At 55.3% G+C, this 14,522-nt stretch carries 12 protein-coding genes and 1 pseudogene; 5 read left to right on the top strand and 8 right to left on the bottom strand.

The annotated features are described in order from the left end of the window. The 3 genes and pseudogenes from BLS08_RS25550 to BLS08_RS25540 all read right to left on the bottom strand — a co-directional run. A pseudogene (locus BLS08_RS25550) lies at positions 1–1,058 on the bottom strand (OprD family porin); the annotation flags it as partial. Between the two features lie 130 nt (positions 1,059–1,188). Continuing rightward, positions 1,189–2,592 carry a heavy metal sensor histidine kinase gene (locus tag BLS08_RS25545; protein WP_017675715.1) on the bottom strand — a complete coding sequence of 468 codons (1,404 nt, stop codon included), beginning with the start codon at positions 2,590–2,592 and terminating at the stop codon, positions 1,189–1,191. After that, on the bottom strand, positions 2,589–3,263 hold the full coding sequence (locus BLS08_RS25540; protein ID WP_017675714.1) for a heavy metal response regulator transcription factor: 675 nt from the start codon (positions 3,261–3,263) through the stop codon (positions 2,589–2,591). Before BLS08_RS25540 ends, BLS08_RS25545 begins: the two co-directional genes overlap by 4 nt. Positions 3,264–3,854: 591 nt before the next feature. On the opposite strand from BLS08_RS25540, the gene BLS08_RS25535 reads away from it, so the two are divergent. The 5 genes from BLS08_RS25535 (at position 3,855) to BLS08_RS25515 (ending at position 11,083) form a co-directional block, all read left to right on the top strand. Further along, positions 3,855–5,102 (top strand): TolC family protein, encoded by a 1,248-nt coding sequence (locus tag BLS08_RS25535; RefSeq protein ID WP_033377364.1) that lies wholly within the window; start codon positions 3,855–3,857, stop codon positions 5,100–5,102. A gap of 153 nt (positions 5,103–5,255) precedes the next feature. After that, entirely contained in the window at positions 5,256–6,845 is a 1,590-nt protein-coding gene (locus BLS08_RS25530) for an efflux RND transporter periplasmic adaptor subunit (RefSeq protein ID WP_026088465.1), read from the top strand. 14 nt (positions 6,846–6,859) lie between these two features. Next, positions 6,860–7,201, top strand: coding sequence for a P-II family nitrogen regulator (locus tag BLS08_RS25525; RefSeq protein WP_017675710.1), 342 nt, complete (start codon positions 6,860–6,862; stop codon positions 7,199–7,201). 11 nt (positions 7,202–7,212) lie between these two features. Continuing rightward, entirely contained in the window at positions 7,213–10,335 is a 3,123-nt protein-coding gene (locus BLS08_RS25520; RefSeq protein ID WP_017675709.1) for an efflux RND transporter permease subunit, read from the top strand. 172 nt (positions 10,336–10,507) lie between these two features. Then, the gene (locus BLS08_RS25515) at positions 10,508–11,083 is read left to right on the top strand and encodes a class I SAM-dependent methyltransferase (protein WP_026088464.1); all 576 of its coding nucleotides are present in this window, start codon (positions 10,508–10,510) and stop codon (positions 11,081–11,083) included. Between the two features lie 206 nt (positions 11,084–11,289). Here the strand turns inward: BLS08_RS25515 and BLS08_RS25510 are convergent, their stop codons facing one another. The 5 genes from BLS08_RS25510 to BLS08_RS25490 all read right to left on the bottom strand — a co-directional run. Further along, positions 11,290–11,568, bottom strand: coding sequence for a hypothetical protein (locus tag BLS08_RS25510; RefSeq protein ID WP_236699065.1), 279 nt, complete (start codon positions 11,566–11,568; stop codon positions 11,290–11,292). Positions 11,569–11,715: 147 nt separating this feature from the next. After that, positions 11,716–13,041 (bottom strand): OprD family porin, encoded by a 1,326-nt coding sequence (locus tag BLS08_RS25505; RefSeq protein WP_026088463.1) that lies wholly within the window; start codon positions 13,039–13,041, stop codon positions 11,716–11,718. Positions 13,042–13,253: 212 nt separating this feature from the next. Next, a complete protein-coding gene (locus BLS08_RS25500) occupies positions 13,254–13,454 on the bottom strand; it encodes a hypothetical protein (RefSeq protein WP_139204310.1) in 201 nt (66 codons plus the stop codon). Positions 13,455–13,646: 192 nt separating this feature from the next. After that, complete coding sequence (locus tag BLS08_RS25495) at positions 13,647–14,123, bottom strand: hypothetical protein (protein ID WP_017675705.1); 477 nt, start codon at positions 14,121–14,123, stop codon at positions 13,647–13,649. Between the two features lie 226 nt (positions 14,124–14,349). Further along, on the bottom strand, positions 14,350–14,522 hold a 173-nt coding region (locus BLS08_RS25490; RefSeq protein ID WP_244155387.1), incomplete at its 5' end, for an ATP-binding protein.

Here is a 14,522-nt window from a genome sequence, read left to right as displayed (position 1 = left end):
GTCAGGTAACGGGTCATGAACGTCAAGCCAGGGATGCCAACGCTGGCAAAGTTGAAGTCATAGCGGGCCTGCCATGAGGTTTCGTCTTTGTTGGCGAAGTCGCCGATCTGCACATAGTTGACCAGGAACGGATCGGTGCCGTTGATGTAGGCGTAGCCGGTGTCTCCGCTCATGCTCTGGTAGCCAACACCGAGGGCGTGGCCACCAAAGGCGTAGGTAAACATTGCTCCGAATGCCTTGTTGTCGACGTTGCTGTTGCCTTCATCGGTGGAGCGGGCGTAGCGAAGATCAGTTTTTAGCGACTGCTTGTCACCTAGCGGCAAGGTATGCAGGACAGTGAAAATATGCTGTTTGTAGAAGTCGTCCAGGTTGCCGTAGTTGTAGCCAGTGGTCAGGTTGCTGTTCCATTTGTAGGTCGCCCCGGCGAAGTTGAACTCATCGCTGGTCTGGAGTCCGCCGCCACTGATAGCACGGGCAGAGCCGCTGGTAATGCTGAGGTCTTCGCTATCAGAGGAGTCGCGCTGGCTTACTTGCTTGAGTTGGCCTGCATCGAAGGTCAGTCCATCAATTTCCAGCGAGTTGAGATGCCCACCCTGAAAGGTTTGTGGCAGCAGGCGCGAATCGTTTGCTTGAATGGTTGGCAGCTTGGGTTGCAGCGTGCCCAATTTCAGCACGCTGTTGGAGGCACGTAGCTTCGCGGTTAAGCCCAGCTCGCCATATTCATCCTGCGCGGCACGAGGTGCTTCTTTATCGCGCTTGAGCAGGCCCGTGCCTGAGCGTTCGGCACTGGAGTCCAGCTTGAGACCCAGCATGCCGATAGCGTCAATGCCGACGCCTATGGTTCCTTCGGTGAAACCGGATTCGTAGCGCATCAGGAAGCCTTGGGCCCATTCCTCCTGCTTTGATTGGCTGGCTGAATCTTGGCGGAAGTCACGATTAAATTAGAAGTTACGCGCTTCCAGACCAGCTTTGCTGTCCGCCAAGAAGTCAGCGGCCGCAGGCTGGCTGAGACTGAGTACCCCAGTACTCACCGCGACTGCCAAGAGGGTCTTCTTCATTGTTGTTTCTCCATGATCAGGGGGTTGGCATATCGGGGAGTCGTCGCTGCATGCCGTGCTCTCCGAATAGGGGGGCAGGTTCCTCTGCGCCAATGCTCAGCTGGGGGCTAGGCCAGTTCGCGCGCAATAACTAGGTCGAGGAACCATTACGGACTTTGGGGAAGATCAAGCGGAATACGGTAAAGCTGCCTGGCAGGCTGCTGACCTCGACCGTGCCCTGGTGCAGGCTCATGATCGAGCGAACAATTGCCAGGCCCAGCCCTGTACCCCCTTCGGCACGAGAACGGCTGGTATCGACGCGGTAGAAGCGCTCAAACAAATGGGGGATGTGCTGTGCTGGGATGCCAATACCAGGGTTTCCGACCGAGAACGATACGGTTTCGCTGTGCTTCTCGATCAGCAGCGAGATGTTTGCGCCGATAGGGCTATGCCGAATCGCATTGGACAAAAGGTTTGAAATGGCGCGCTGCACCATCAGCCGATCACCGAAGGTTCGGCCTGCTCCGGCAATGCTCAGACTGATCTGCTTCTCTTCCGCGGAGATGCTGAACAGATCCACAACGCGTCTTGCCTCGTCTTCCAGGGCAATCTTCTCGAAGGGCACCAGGGACGCTGGGTGGCTGACTTGAGCGAGAAACAGCATGTCGGAAACAATCCGGGTAACGCGCTCAAGCTCTTCTGTACAGCACTCCAGTACGGCTTTGTATTCCTCTGGCGGACGCTCTCTGGAGAGGGTTACCTGGGCTTTGCCCATCAGGTTGGTGATGGGCGAACGCAACTCATGGGCTAGGTCATCAGAGAATTGCGATAGCTGCTGAACGCCGCCATCAAGTCGATGCAGCATGAAGTTGATGCCGTGGGCCAGCGCGCTGAGCTCTTGTGGAAGTTTGTCGACGGAAATCCGATGGGTCAGGTCCTGCGTGGAGATCAGCGAGGCAACTTGACGAAATTGCCGGAGAGGAGAGAGGCCTCGCTGCACGATCCACCATGCGCCCATGCCAATCAGCGCGAGCAGAAGAGGGAGTGCGATCAGTGTTGATTTGAGGTAGGCGCTGAGCAGCGCTTCGTCGGCAGATCGATCAATTGAGAGCAGGACTCTGACGTGGTCGCCATCGTTGAGCAGCATCACTTTGGATGCGGTCAGGAAGTTGTTTCCCTCAGTATCCGACCAGCTTTGGTAACTAGGGGTATCGCCTGCCGGTATGTTGGCAAGAATGGGCTCCCTGGATTTCTCACCCAGATTCAGGAGTAATTTTGTGCCTGACTTTTTCCCGTAGATCGTCAGGTGCAGGTTGTCATGTCCCATGACCAGATCCAACAGTGCGTGAGGCTGCTGGGAAATTGCATGGGCGCTCATGTCTTCAGCGAGACTGTGCTGAATCTGCTCCAGTTTGCCGTCAAGACTCTTCTTGGCCAAAGAGTCCAACTCATGAGTCAGTGCGAAGTAGGCGAGTGCCGCTAGCAGAACAACCAGTGCCGCCCCCATCACGCTGACCGACAGGCCAAGGCGCATGGATAGACTGGCCGGCCTCATGCTCGCTCCTCAAGCACGTACCCAACACCCCTAAGGGTGTGGATCAGTTTGTTATCGAACGGGTCATCAATTTTGGCGCGCAGCCTGCGGATGGAGACTTCGACGACGTTGGTATCGCAGTCAAAATTCATATCCCAGACCAGCGAAATGATCTGGGTGCGCGATAGCACTTCCCCAGAGCGGCGCATCAGTAGGTGCAGCAACGCAAACTCTTTGGTGGTCAGATCGATACGCTGCTCGCCACGGAACGCGCGGTGCCTAGCCGGATCAAGTTCAAGGTCGGCTACCCGCAGCACTTCCGGTACCGGAATTTGTTCGCTTCGCCGTAGCAACGTACGAATTCGCGCAAGTAATTCAGGGAACTCAAACGGTTTGACTAAATAATCATCCGCGCCCAAATCCAGGCCTTTAATTTTATCCACTAAGCGGCCGCGCGCGGTCAGCATTATTACGCGAGTACTGCTGTTGCTGCGTATATGCTCAAGCACACCCCAGCCATCAATTTCTGGAAGGTTTACATCAAGCACTACCAAATCGTAAGCGTGTTGCCTAACAAGATGGAGGCCGTCAACTCCCGTGGCAGCCTTATCAACTACATAGCCACTTTCGCTTAAGCCTTGGTGTAAGTACTCAGCAGTCTTGGGCTCGTCCTCGACAATAAGGATTCGCATAAATATTCACCTTAAAATGTGCGGCCAGTATTTTTTAGATTTTCTTTTGTTGTGGCTGCAGAGTGGTTTTAATTCTTTAATCGGTGATCACTGACATGACCTGAGGCGTTTCAGCTTTCACCAAGGCTAAAGCCTGTAGCGGCTTTAGGGTCAAGCCGTAATGCCCGTTTTGACAAGGCTCATGGGGTTAGCGACAACGTGTCGCACGTCTCGAACTCATCCAAAACACCCAACTTTGGACTGGCAGGGCTGCCCCGTGGCGCTAGGAACGGGGCAACCCTTATTTATCTGTGTTTGTTTCTATTTGTTGCTGGACGCTAAATCGCCTGCTCTCTTGAACGCTGCCAATATTAATACAGCCACACCTGAAAAAGTGCTGGATAACGTATTTGTAATTTTCCAGTCACCTTGCTGATAGGCATAGAGCACTACATTCTGCCGGGAATTGGCTTTCTACTTATTTTCCTAAGTAATAACCTGCTAGATTTCTCAGGCTAAATAAATAGCAAGGCCTTCATTTATTCCAGCAGAGTTAGTTCTGCGGAGGGCTTTTAAGTGTATGTAGAAACAGTCGCCGGTTATGGTGTAGGCATAGGTAAGCTCTGTGTATTTTCAGGCCTACTGGCCGCATTGTTGATTGCTCCAGTGACAACAATTGCTACTGAATCAGTCGGGCAATCAATAACGATTGAGGAGGCGCTGGCGCAAGCGCTCACCGAGAACCAGGAGTTCGCTGCAGCACAATGGAATACTGGCATTGCCAAAGGCGCTCGTACCCAGGCTGGGCTGATCCCAAATCCTGAGCTGTCCTGGAGCGTTGAGGACACGCGTAGTGAGTCGCGCGTTACCAGCATTCAGGTATCTCAGCCAATTGAGTTGGGCGGCAAGCGTGGCGCGCGCATCGATGTTTCTGAACGTGATCAGGACGCTGTGGCGATTGACCTAGAGCGTAAGAAAAACACCTTGCGCGCTGAGGTTATCCAGGCCTTTTACTCGGCACTGCGTGCCCAGGAAGGACTGCAGCTTTCCACTCAGTCGTTAGACCTTGCCCTTCGCGGACTTCAGGTGGTCGAAGCGCGCGTAAAGGCCGGCAAGGCTTCGCCAATCGAAATTTCGCGTGCTCAGGTGCAGCTTTCGGAAATTCAACTGGAGCTGAATCGCGCACGCCTCAATCGAAGCAATGCCTACAAGCAACTGGCGCTCATAACGGGTGCCAAGACGCCGAACTTCGAACATGTCGAGGGTGATCTTGAGCGCCTGCCGTATCTGCCATCGCAGGCTGAGATGCTTGCACGCATAACAGATACAGCGGACCTGCGGCTGGCCAGCATGCAAATCCAGCGTGCCGAGTCTTCCTTGGAACTCGAAAAGTCGCAGCGCATTCCAGACCTCACCGTCAGCGTTGGCAGCCAGTACGACGAAGGGCTTGGCGAACGCGTCAATTTGCTCGGCTTGTCGATGCCTATTCCATTGTTCAACCGCAACCAGGGCAATGTGTTGGCCGCTGCTCAAGGGGCTGACCAGGCGCGGGATTTGCGCAATGCCACAGAGCTTCGCATGCGCGCGGAGGCTCAGCAGGCGTTTGAGCAATGGGAAAGCGCTAGAGGTGAAGTCGACTCGATCAGCGGAACATTGCTTCCGACTGCGCAGCAAGCGGTAGAGGGTGCCGTGCGGGGGTTTGAGATGGGTAAGTTTGCCTTTATCGATGTGCTCGATGCTCAACGCACGCTCGTAAGCATGCGCTCCCAGTACCTGAATACCCTGGATGAAGCTATTTCGGCTTGGGTGAGCCTGGAGAAGATCTACGGCTCCCAACTCAACGTCGAATTCAAAAAGTAAGCATCCCCGCACACCTACATAACGCCTCAGACGGTCACGTCATGCGACATGAAACCTCGCCTGCTTTCCAGGCGGCTGCATGTTTATTGAGCCCGTTCAGTCGCCGTCGGGGCATGAGTCAAATTCAATACTTTTGATAATTTGGAGTTACCAATGGCATCAACAACTCCCAGAAAACAGTGGCTGATGATTGCGGCCGTTGTCGCCATCGGTTTGGCTGTGGCGGGTCTGATTTTAAGTGGCAGCCCAGGTCAGTCTGGGGAGGAAGGCCATGGCCATGATGAAAGCCATGAGGATGCTTCGGCTCACGCAGATCCCGAACACCATGGGGATGCTTCGGCCGAGGAGCATGAAGAGGCCGACGAACATGCAGATAAAGAGCACCATGAAACCGTAGAACCCACCAAGGGCGAGCATGGCGGCAAGCTTTTCACTGAGGGTGATTATGCGCTTGAAGTGACGATTTTTGAGGAAGGCGTAGAGCCTCAATTCAGGCTCTATACCTACTTGGACGGCAAGCTTCTAAATCCTGCGGACAGCACGGTGCAAGTGACCCTGTCGCGCCTTGGTCAACCTGCACAAATCATCAATTTCAGCAAAGAGAATGACTACCTGCGTGGCGATGCCGCGGTTGTAGAGCCGCATTCATTCCAGGTTTCCATCAGTGCCAAGCACAGTGGCAAGAGCTACTCGTTCGGTTACGAGCAGGTTGAGGCGCGCGTGACCATGACGGATGCGCAGCTTGAACAGGGTGGTGTCACGCTAGCCACTGCGGGGCCCGCGAAAATCGCTTCCACGCTGCAAATTCTGGGCGAGGTTCGCTACAACGGTGACCGCACGGTTCAGGTGACCCCGCAACTTGCCGGGCGCGTCGACTCGGTGGCGGTGAGCGCTGGCGATACGGTGCGTAAGGGTCAGGTGCTGGCCAAGATATCCAGCCAGGCACTTGCCGAGCTGCGTGGCGAGCTGTTGGCTGCACAGCAGCGTTCGGCGCTTGCCCGCACGACCTATGCGCGCGAAAAGCAATTGTGGGAAGAGAAGATTTCCGCCGAACAGGATTTCCTGCAGGCGCAGGTTGCCATGCAGGAAGCCGCTATCGCAGTGCAGCGCGTCCAGCAACAAATAGCCTCGCTGGGCGGTGCCCCAGCCAAAGGCCAGAATCTCACCGAGTTCGAGATTCGTGCCCCTATCGATGGCGTGATAACCAGCAAAAGCATCTCTGTTGGTGAAGTGCTCAAAGAGGATTCCGCAGTCTTTACCCTCTCGGATTTGTCGACCGTATGGGTGGACTCAACCGTGGCGGCGAAAGACTTGGGCGTAATCGCCGAAGGGCAAAACGTTGTCGTGAGTTCCAGCGCATTCGCCGCCACGGCTAAGGGCTCCATTTCCTATGTCAGCGCTCTGGTTGGGGCGCAAACTCGCTCGGCGACTGCTCGCATCGTGCTCGCCAACCCAGATCGGCTATGGCGGCCTGGTTTGCCGGTGACGGTCGAGGTGGTTGCCGAGGAGAACGACGTGCCTGTGGCTGTGGCGGTCGAAGCAATCCAGACCGTTCGCGATTGGCAGGTGGTGTTCGGCCGCTTCGATAATCAGCTGGAAGCTCGGCCGCTTGAGTTGGGCAAATCCGACGGCCGCTTCGTCGAGGTTATCTCGGGTCTGAAGGTGGGTGATCGTTACGCACTGAAGAACAGCTTCCTGATCAAGGCTGAGCTTGGCAAAGCCGGCGCGAGCCATGACCACTAATCCGGAGTCGAGCCATGAAACAAGTTACCGCTATTTTTCGCCCGATCCGGCTTGAGGCCGTCGAGCAAGCGCTGCACGCACTGCCGCACCTGCCGGGATTCACCATCTTGCCCGCTCATGGTCATCCGCGTGGCCACGGTAAGGATCACAGTTACATCGCCGACGAGTGGAACCCCGACGCCCATCAGCACCTCGTGCTGGTGGCATTTTGTTCCGACGAGGTTGTCGATGAGATCGTCCAGGCCATCGAGAAGGCCGCTCACACCGGCGTACCCGGTGATGGAATCGTCGCCGTAGCCCCGTTGACCGACGTATTGCGCATCCGTACTGGAGAGCGCGGTGATGCTGCGCTTTAGGGAAAATTGATATGTACGAACGATTAATTCGCTTCGCCATCGATCAGCGCTGGCTAGTTTTGCTGGCTGTGCTCGGCATGGCCGCGTTGGGTGTTTACAGCTACCAGAAACTGCCGATTGATGCGGTTCCCGATATCACCAACGTGCAGGTGCAGATCAATACCGAGGCTAAGGGCTACTCGCCACTGGAAACCGAGCAACGGGTGACCTTTCCGATTGAAACGGTTATGGCGGGGCTGCCCAACTTGCAGGAAACGCGCTCTATCTCGCGTTATGGACTGTCGCAGGTCACGGTCATTTTTGAGGACGGTACGGACATCTACTTCGCGCGCCAGTTGGTGAATGAGCGGATACAGGAAGCCCGTGGCAATCTTCCCAGCGAGCTGTCGCCGAGCATGGGGCCTATCGCCTCTGGCTTGGGCGAGATCTATATGTGGACCATCGAGGCGCAAGAGGGCGCAAAGAAGCCGGATGGCAGCGCCTATACTCCGATGGATCTGCGTGAAATTCAGGACTGGATCGTCAAGCCACAGCTGCGCACCGTCAAAGGCGTTACCGAGATCAACACCATTGGCGGCTATGCCAAGGAGTTCCAGGTCTCGCCCATGCCGGAGCGTCTGGTTGCCCATGGCCTTAGCCTGCAGGACATTGTTGCGGCGCTGGAAAACAACAACGCCAACGTCGGGGCGGGTTACATCGAGCGCAGTGGCGAGCAGTACCTGATCCGTGCCCCAGGTCAGGTAGGCAGTATTGCCGACATCGCCAATATCATCATCAAGAGCACCGATGGCGTTCCCGTGCGTATTGGTGACGTGGCCGAGGTTGGACTGGGTAAAGAGCTGCGCACTGGTGCCGCCACTGAAAACGGTCAGGAGGTGGTGCTCGGCACGGCATTCATGTTGATTGGCGAGAACAGCCGCTATGTATCGCAGGCGGTCGATCTGCGCTTGAAGGAAATCAACCGCAACCTGCCGAAAGGGGTCATGGCGAAGACGGTCTATGACCGCACCGTATTGGTCGACAAAGCCATCAGCACGGTGAAAAAGAACCTGATCGAGGGCGCTCTGCTGGTTATCGCGATTCTGTTCCTGTTCCTGGGCAACATCCGTGCAGCACTCATCACCGCGATGGTGATCCCGCTGTCGATGCTGTTCACCTTCACGGGCATGGTCAGCAACAAGGTCAGCGCGAACCTGATGAGCCTCGGTGCGCTCGACTTCGGCATCATCATCGATGGTGCCGTGGTGATCGTTGAAAACTGCGTGCGTCGTCTGGCTCACGCCCAAGCCTCCGCGGGCCGAACGCTGACTCGTAACGAACGCTTTCATGAAGTTTTCGCGGCGTCGAAGGAAGCGCGTCGTCCGCTGCTGTTCGGGCAACTGATCATCATGGTGGTGTACCTGCCGATCTTTGCGTTGACCGGTGTGGAGGGCAAGATGTTCCACCCGATGGCGTTCACCGTGGTGACAGCGCTGCTGGGGGCCATGATCCTCTCGGTGACGTTCGTCCCAGCGGCTGTTGCGCTGTTCCTCAATGGCAACGTCAGTGAGAAAGAAAACCGCTTGATGGTCTGGGTCAAGCAAGGCTACGCGCCGTTGCTGGATTGGGTCATGGTCAGCAAGCCGCTGGTGCTGACTATCGCGGCAGTCATCATGCTGCTTTCCGGCTTGGCTGCTTCGCGGATGGGCAGCGAGTTCGTGCCGAGCCTGGATGAAGGCGATATCGCGCTGCATGCCTTGCGTATTCCAGGAACCAGCCTTTCACAAGCAATTGACATGCAGGTGCAGCTCGAACAGCGGGTCAAATCCTTTCCCGAGGTTGATACCGTGTTTGCCAAGCTGGGAACCGCCGAAATCGCCACAGACCCCATGCCGCCGAACGTGGCAGACAACTTTGTCATGCTCAAGCCGCGCGACCAGTGGCCCGACCCTGATCGCAGCAAAGCCGATCTGGTTGCTGCGATGCAGGAGGCGGTCGAGCAGGTTTCCGGCAACAACTACGAGTTTACTCAGCCCATTCAGATGCGCTTCAACGAGCTGATCTCCGGCGTACGCAGTGACGTCGCGGTGAAAGTGTTTGGCGACGACATGGATGTGATGAACGAGACCGCCGAACAAATCGCCGAGGTGCTGGAGGGTATTCCGGGTGCCGCCGATGTGAAAGTTGAACAGACCACGGGGCTGCCGATGCTCAGCGTACAAATCGACCGTGAGAAAGCCGCACGATTCGGTTTGAATGTCTCGGAGATTCAGGACGCCATTTCCACCGCCATCGGTGGGCGTGAAGCAGGAGCGCTGTTTGAAGGTGACCGGCGTTTCGATATCCAAGTTCGCTTGGCGGACGAGTGGCGCAATGATGTCGACAAGATCCAGCAGCTGCCTATTCGTCTGGCCAATGGCGATGGGCTGGATGGCCCAGGGTTTGTGCGCTTGGCTGATGTGGCGAGCGTGGTGTCCGCACCGGGTCCGAACCAGATCAGCCGTGAAAGTGGCAAGCGTCGCGTGGTGGTCACCGCGAACGTTCGTGGTCGCGATATCGGCTCTTTTGTCGCCGAGGCCGAGAGCAAGATCGCCCAGGCGGTGAGAGTTCCTACAGGTTATTGGACGACTTGGGGCGGCACCTTCGAGCAGCTTCAGTCGGCGGCCAAACGCCTGCAGATTGTCGTGCCGGTATCACTGCTGCTGGTGTTCACGCTGCTCTTTATGATGTTCGGCAATGTCAAAGATGGCTTGCTGGTATTTACCGGCGTGCCCTTTGCGCTGACAGGCGGGATCATGGCCTTGTGGCTGCGTGATATTCCGCTATCGATCTCCGCAGGCGTGGGTTTCATTGCTTTGTCGGGCGTGGCGGTACTCAATGGCCTGGTCATGATTTCCTTTATTCGCAGTTTGCGTGAGAACGGCATGGGATTGGACGAGGCCATTCGCGAAGGCGCATTGACTCGCCTACGGCCAGTGCTGATGACTGCCTTGGTGGCGTCTCTGGGCTTTATCCCAATGGCCACTGCAATTGGTACGGGGGCGGAGGTTCAGCGGCCTCTGGCCACGGTGGTAATTGGCGGAATCTTGTCCTCAACGGCGCTGACGTTGCTGGTTCTGCCATTGCTCTACCGCTTGGCCCATCGCATGCGTTAAGTTCGCAACGCTGTTCGTGTACAAGCAGAAAGCCCCGCTGAAAGCGGGGCTTTCTGCTTGTAGGGAGTGGGGTCACTAGGTTGCGTCCAGTGCAGGTACTGCTTGTTGCCTGGCTCTCTGATGGTTAGATTGGCTGGCCACACTAGTACGCGCTACCACCTGTAGGATCTACATGAAAGGACGTGAAAGCGGCATGCCAGAAGAGGACTATTGGCAGAGTTTCTTCGACGCCGATGGCGTTGTCGAAACTCTGTTCGATGCTGCTGGTGTCGCAGGTGATCTGGTCGAGTTTGGTTGCGGCTATGGAACATTCACATTGCCCGCTGCGCGTTGTACGCGCGGTGTGGTCACTGCGCTGGATATTGAGCCGCTGATGGTGGCGCGTGTAAGGCAAAAAGCCGAGGCGCAGGCGCTGCACAATGTACGAGCAGAGATACGGGACTTTGTCAGTCAAGGCACGGGCCTGGTTAGCGCTACTCAGTCCCATGCCATGATTTTCAACCTACTGCACCTGGAGCAGCCATTGGCGTTATTGCGAGAGGCGCATCGGACACTTCACTGCGGAGGGACTGTTGCCGTCATGCACTGGCGCAGTGATGTCCCGACGCCGCGCGGGCCCTCTCTCGATATCCGCCCGCGCCCAGAACAATGTCAGGCATGGTTGTACGCTGTTGGTTTCACTGATATCAGGCAGGTCGATGTACAGGCCTTTAGCCCATATCATTTTGCTCTGCTCGCTACACGCTGATGGCGATGCTCTTTTTCTGATGTGGATTACATCCACCGGAAGAGCTGTTTAGTTAATCTGCCGATATGACGTTTGATATTCGCTGTGCGGCTATGGAATATAAAATACGCCAAATAAAAAAAGCGCCCCGAAGGGCGCTTAGGGTACACCTCTTTCCAAAGGAGCTCGGGAGCTTCTAGAGGTGAACATCGTTCGGAAGTGAGCGGTTAGTCAGCGTTGGTTTCTTTTTTAAGTTCGGTATTGGCCCGATCTTGGTTGCTGGACTTAACCTTTAGTTCGTCCGCCGGCTTGGCAGCAGGCTCAGTTCCGTGAATTCGTTTTTGATCTGCTCGAAATTTTGCCTGAGCTTTCATTGAGCGATCATAGCCATCTTCTGCATAAGTCTGTGTGGAACCGACAAGAAGTACTGATCCAATAACTAGGGCTTTCAACATCTTCATAAGGCAGGCCTCGTAAAATTCAATTATTAGCTTGTCGAGGTTCATGGACAAGTTCTGCAAGTTCGAGTGAATTTTACGGAGGTGAAGCTAACAGCAGCGTGAGCCCAACATTACATTCTTGAAATCTAATAACTGCCTATCTTGTTATGCATGAGCGGGCAGTGCTTTTAGAGCCCGCCCGCCCATCCATTTTTAGAGCACGCTCAGTGGGTACTCGACGATCAGACGAACCTCGTCCAGATCCGACTCGTAATCCGTTGCGCGGGTAGTCATCTGGCGAACACGGAAGGACATCTCTTTCAGTGAGCCCGTTTGGACGACGTACTTGGCTTCGATGTTGCGTTCCCAGCGCTTCTGGTCAGTCAGCGGGTTGCCATCGGCATCACGACGCATATACACACTGTTGGCGTCGGAATAGTCCGCATCTGTACCCAGCGCATAGCGCGTCATGAAGGTCAGTCCAGGAACGCCATAGCTGGCCATATCTAGGTCGTAGCGCAGCATCCAGGACTTCTCTTTCGGCGAGTTGAAGTCGCTGTACTGAATAGAGTTGTCGAGGAAGATGGAATCAGACTGGCGCAGGTAGTCGAAATCATCGTCGCCGTTGTTGCGCTGGTGCGACAGGGCAACGCTGTGTGCACCGAACTGCACACCCACTTTGCCGCTGTAAATGTCGTTATCGAACTCACCCAACAGCTGCTGGCCGTCATCAACAGCTTTGTAGTAGTTCAAGCCACCGAACAAGGAAACACTGTCGGTCAGCGGGTAGGTGAAGGACGTACCGGCATAGTGCTGCTTCCAAGCATCCTTGAGTTGGCTGCTATAGAGACTAAAGCTCAGGTTGTCATTTAGCGAATAGTCACCGCCGAAATAGGCAACCCATGGAGACGCGACAGAGCCCGCATAGAAGGTTGCGAACTCATCACGCATGGTGCTGACCTGCGGCTGGCTCATGGCATGCAGGCGGCCACCCTGAAGGGTCAAACCATCAAAGCTTGTGTTCTCAACCGTAACGCCGCGAAAGCTTTCCGGTAGCAGGCGGGAGTCACCGTAGTGAACCACCGGCGTCATGGGGAACACATCACCCACTTTGACAACGGTGTCGAATAGCCGGGCTTTTACTGCACCACCCACTTTGGAGTAGTTATCTTCGGCTTCACCATCACTATTTACCGGCAGCAGATTAACAGTACCACCTGGGCCATATCGACCATCCCCGGTATCCAGTTTAAGGCCGAGCATGGCGAAGGCATCAATACCAAAGCCTACGGTGCCTTGGGTAAAGCCCGACTCGAACTGGCCAATGATCCCGTGTGCCCAAGCTTCAGTATAACCATTGTCAGTGTTGCTCGACTGACCTTTACGAAAGTCACGATTCATGTAGAAGTTACGGTTGAGAATATTGAAACTGCTACCTTCTACAAAACCTTCGGCTTGCTCTTCTGCGGCCGCCATGAGCGGAGCTGCACTGACAATCGCCGAAAATACTGCAAGGGATAGTTTGGTTTTATTAAGCATTTATTGCTCCTTTATAATTGGCAGTTATTAGTCTAGTTTTCGCCATGGCGTTCTTATAGGTATTGCACCCTCAAGCGCTCTGCGCCTTTGGGGAGCTGAGCCCTATCCTTGCAAGCTGAAGATAACTTGAAGATGATTGGAAAATTACAATTCTGTAATCTTCACAAGGCGGCAATGAAAGTTGTCTTAAAGCGACATTTGAATTCAGATTTTCAATAGAATCCGACGGGTAGGTCGAGAGAGCTCCAGCCTTGATCAGGCCGAATGTTCATGACTGCCAGCTCATAGGACGGTGCACTCAGATAGATCGATAGCGCCGGGCTGATGTGACAAGCCGGCTGGGGGTGACGCCGGTTGATCTTGTTTGGATGCTCGTAAGCGTCCACCCGAATCACCTTGCGTGATTCGGGCATGCTGCTCACTCCCGCCGTGTAAGCCAGCATTTCGCTGACGAGCTGGAGCTGGCAGGCGCACTGCGTATATTCCAGCTCATGGCAGTAATGGTGCATGAAACTGTGACCGCATGGGTGTGAATAGCCATGGGCTCAGCGCTTACCAGACGAAGAGTTGGTTGATGCGACCAAGAACCTAGCAAGGTGCGATTACTACAGCGGCTGAGAGTTTCCGTAGTTAAAGCCATTTGCCGCCAAGGTTGCCCAGCGGCGCTGACGGTGGGCGTAGAACAGGCGCGCAAATAGCCAGACGAACGGAGTGAGGACGCCCGCCTTGATGGTCACGCTATCTCGGTAAAGCGTTCCGCCGTTGACCTCTTGTGCCGTAATGAGGTGATCCCACTTGCTGATCAGCGGGCTGTAGCCGTTGTCTCTTAGCATGAAAATCTGAGCATTTTCCGTCTGCGGGTATGTAATCACAATCGCCTGACGGCCAATGGGAAGTACGCCGAATAACTTCAGCTTGACCCAGTAAGTGCCCTCGCTCCAGGTGCCAGGAAACTCAACGGGAGTCAGCGGGCTGAAACTCAGCAACGGTGATGCAACCTGATGCAGCAGACGTGGCGTGCGCACCTGGGCGATCACCTCTGCCAGTGAGCATGGCAGCTGGGTAGAGATATCAATTTGCATGGGCGCAATCACCGACCGGATTGAGTTTACTTTGTTGGCGCTGATAGAAAATTGACCCACCCTGCCGATTGAAATTTGACCCAGGGCGGATTGCTGATTTTGTTACCAGCAACTGTGGATAAGTCTACCAGCGCAGCTGCTGTTGCCCCCACTCCTTCGCTAGCCCAGTTCAGTTGTTTAAGACCTGCCACACGCAGCCATGTAGCAGGCCGTCGTCGCCATGAAATCAGAACGGCTCATCGTCCTCCGGTTCTTGGCCGCCCTTACGCTTTCGCTCCCGTGATTTGATCTTGGCCTGGGCCGCCAAGCTACTGTGTTGCAGGCGATAGGACTCGTTACCGGTTTCGACGATGTGGCAGTGGTGGGTCAGCCGATCCAGCAGGGCGGTGGTCATCTTGG

The sequence above is a fragment of the Ectopseudomonas chengduensis genome, from assembly GCF_900102635.1.
GTDB lineage: Bacteria > Pseudomonadota > Gammaproteobacteria > Pseudomonadales > Pseudomonadaceae > Aquipseudomonas > Aquipseudomonas chengduensis.
This window is presented reverse-complemented; position numbering and strand designations above follow the sequence as displayed.

What these genes read in the sequence shown, in the direction of transcription:
- BLS08_RS25545 (WP_017675715.1), bottom strand. Translation starts at nt 2,592, where the DNA reads ATGAGGCCGGCCAGTCTATCCATGCGCCTTGGCCTGTCGGTCAGCGTG.
- BLS08_RS25540 (WP_017675714.1), bottom strand. Translation starts at nt 3,263, where the DNA reads ATGCGAATCCTTATTGTCGAGGACGAGCCCAAGACTGCTGAGTACTTA.
- BLS08_RS25530 (WP_026088465.1), top strand. Translation starts at nt 5,256, where the DNA reads ATGGCATCAACAACTCCCAGAAAACAGTGGCTGATGATTGCGGCCGTT.
- BLS08_RS25525 (WP_017675710.1), top strand. Translation starts at nt 6,860, where the DNA reads ATGAAACAAGTTACCGCTATTTTTCGCCCGATCCGGCTTGAGGCCGTC.
- BLS08_RS25520 (WP_017675709.1), top strand. Translation starts at nt 7,213, where the DNA reads ATGTACGAACGATTAATTCGCTTCGCCATCGATCAGCGCTGGCTAGTT.
- BLS08_RS25515 (WP_026088464.1), top strand. Translation starts at nt 10,508, where the DNA reads ATGAAAGGACGTGAAAGCGGCATGCCAGAAGAGGACTATTGGCAGAGT.
- BLS08_RS25510 (WP_236699065.1), bottom strand. Translation starts at nt 11,568, where the DNA reads ATGAACCTCGACAAGCTAATAATTGAATTTTACGAGGCCTGCCTTATG.
- BLS08_RS25505 (WP_026088463.1), bottom strand. Translation starts at nt 13,041, where the DNA reads ATGCTTAATAAAACCAAACTATCCCTTGCAGTATTTTCGGCGATTGTC.
- BLS08_RS25500 (WP_139204310.1), bottom strand. Translation starts at nt 13,454, where the DNA reads ATGCCCGAATCACGCAAGGTGATTCGGGTGGACGCTTACGAGCATCCA.
- BLS08_RS25495 (WP_017675705.1), bottom strand. Translation starts at nt 14,123, where the DNA reads ATGCAAATTGATATCTCTACCCAGCTGCCATGCTCACTGGCAGAGGTG.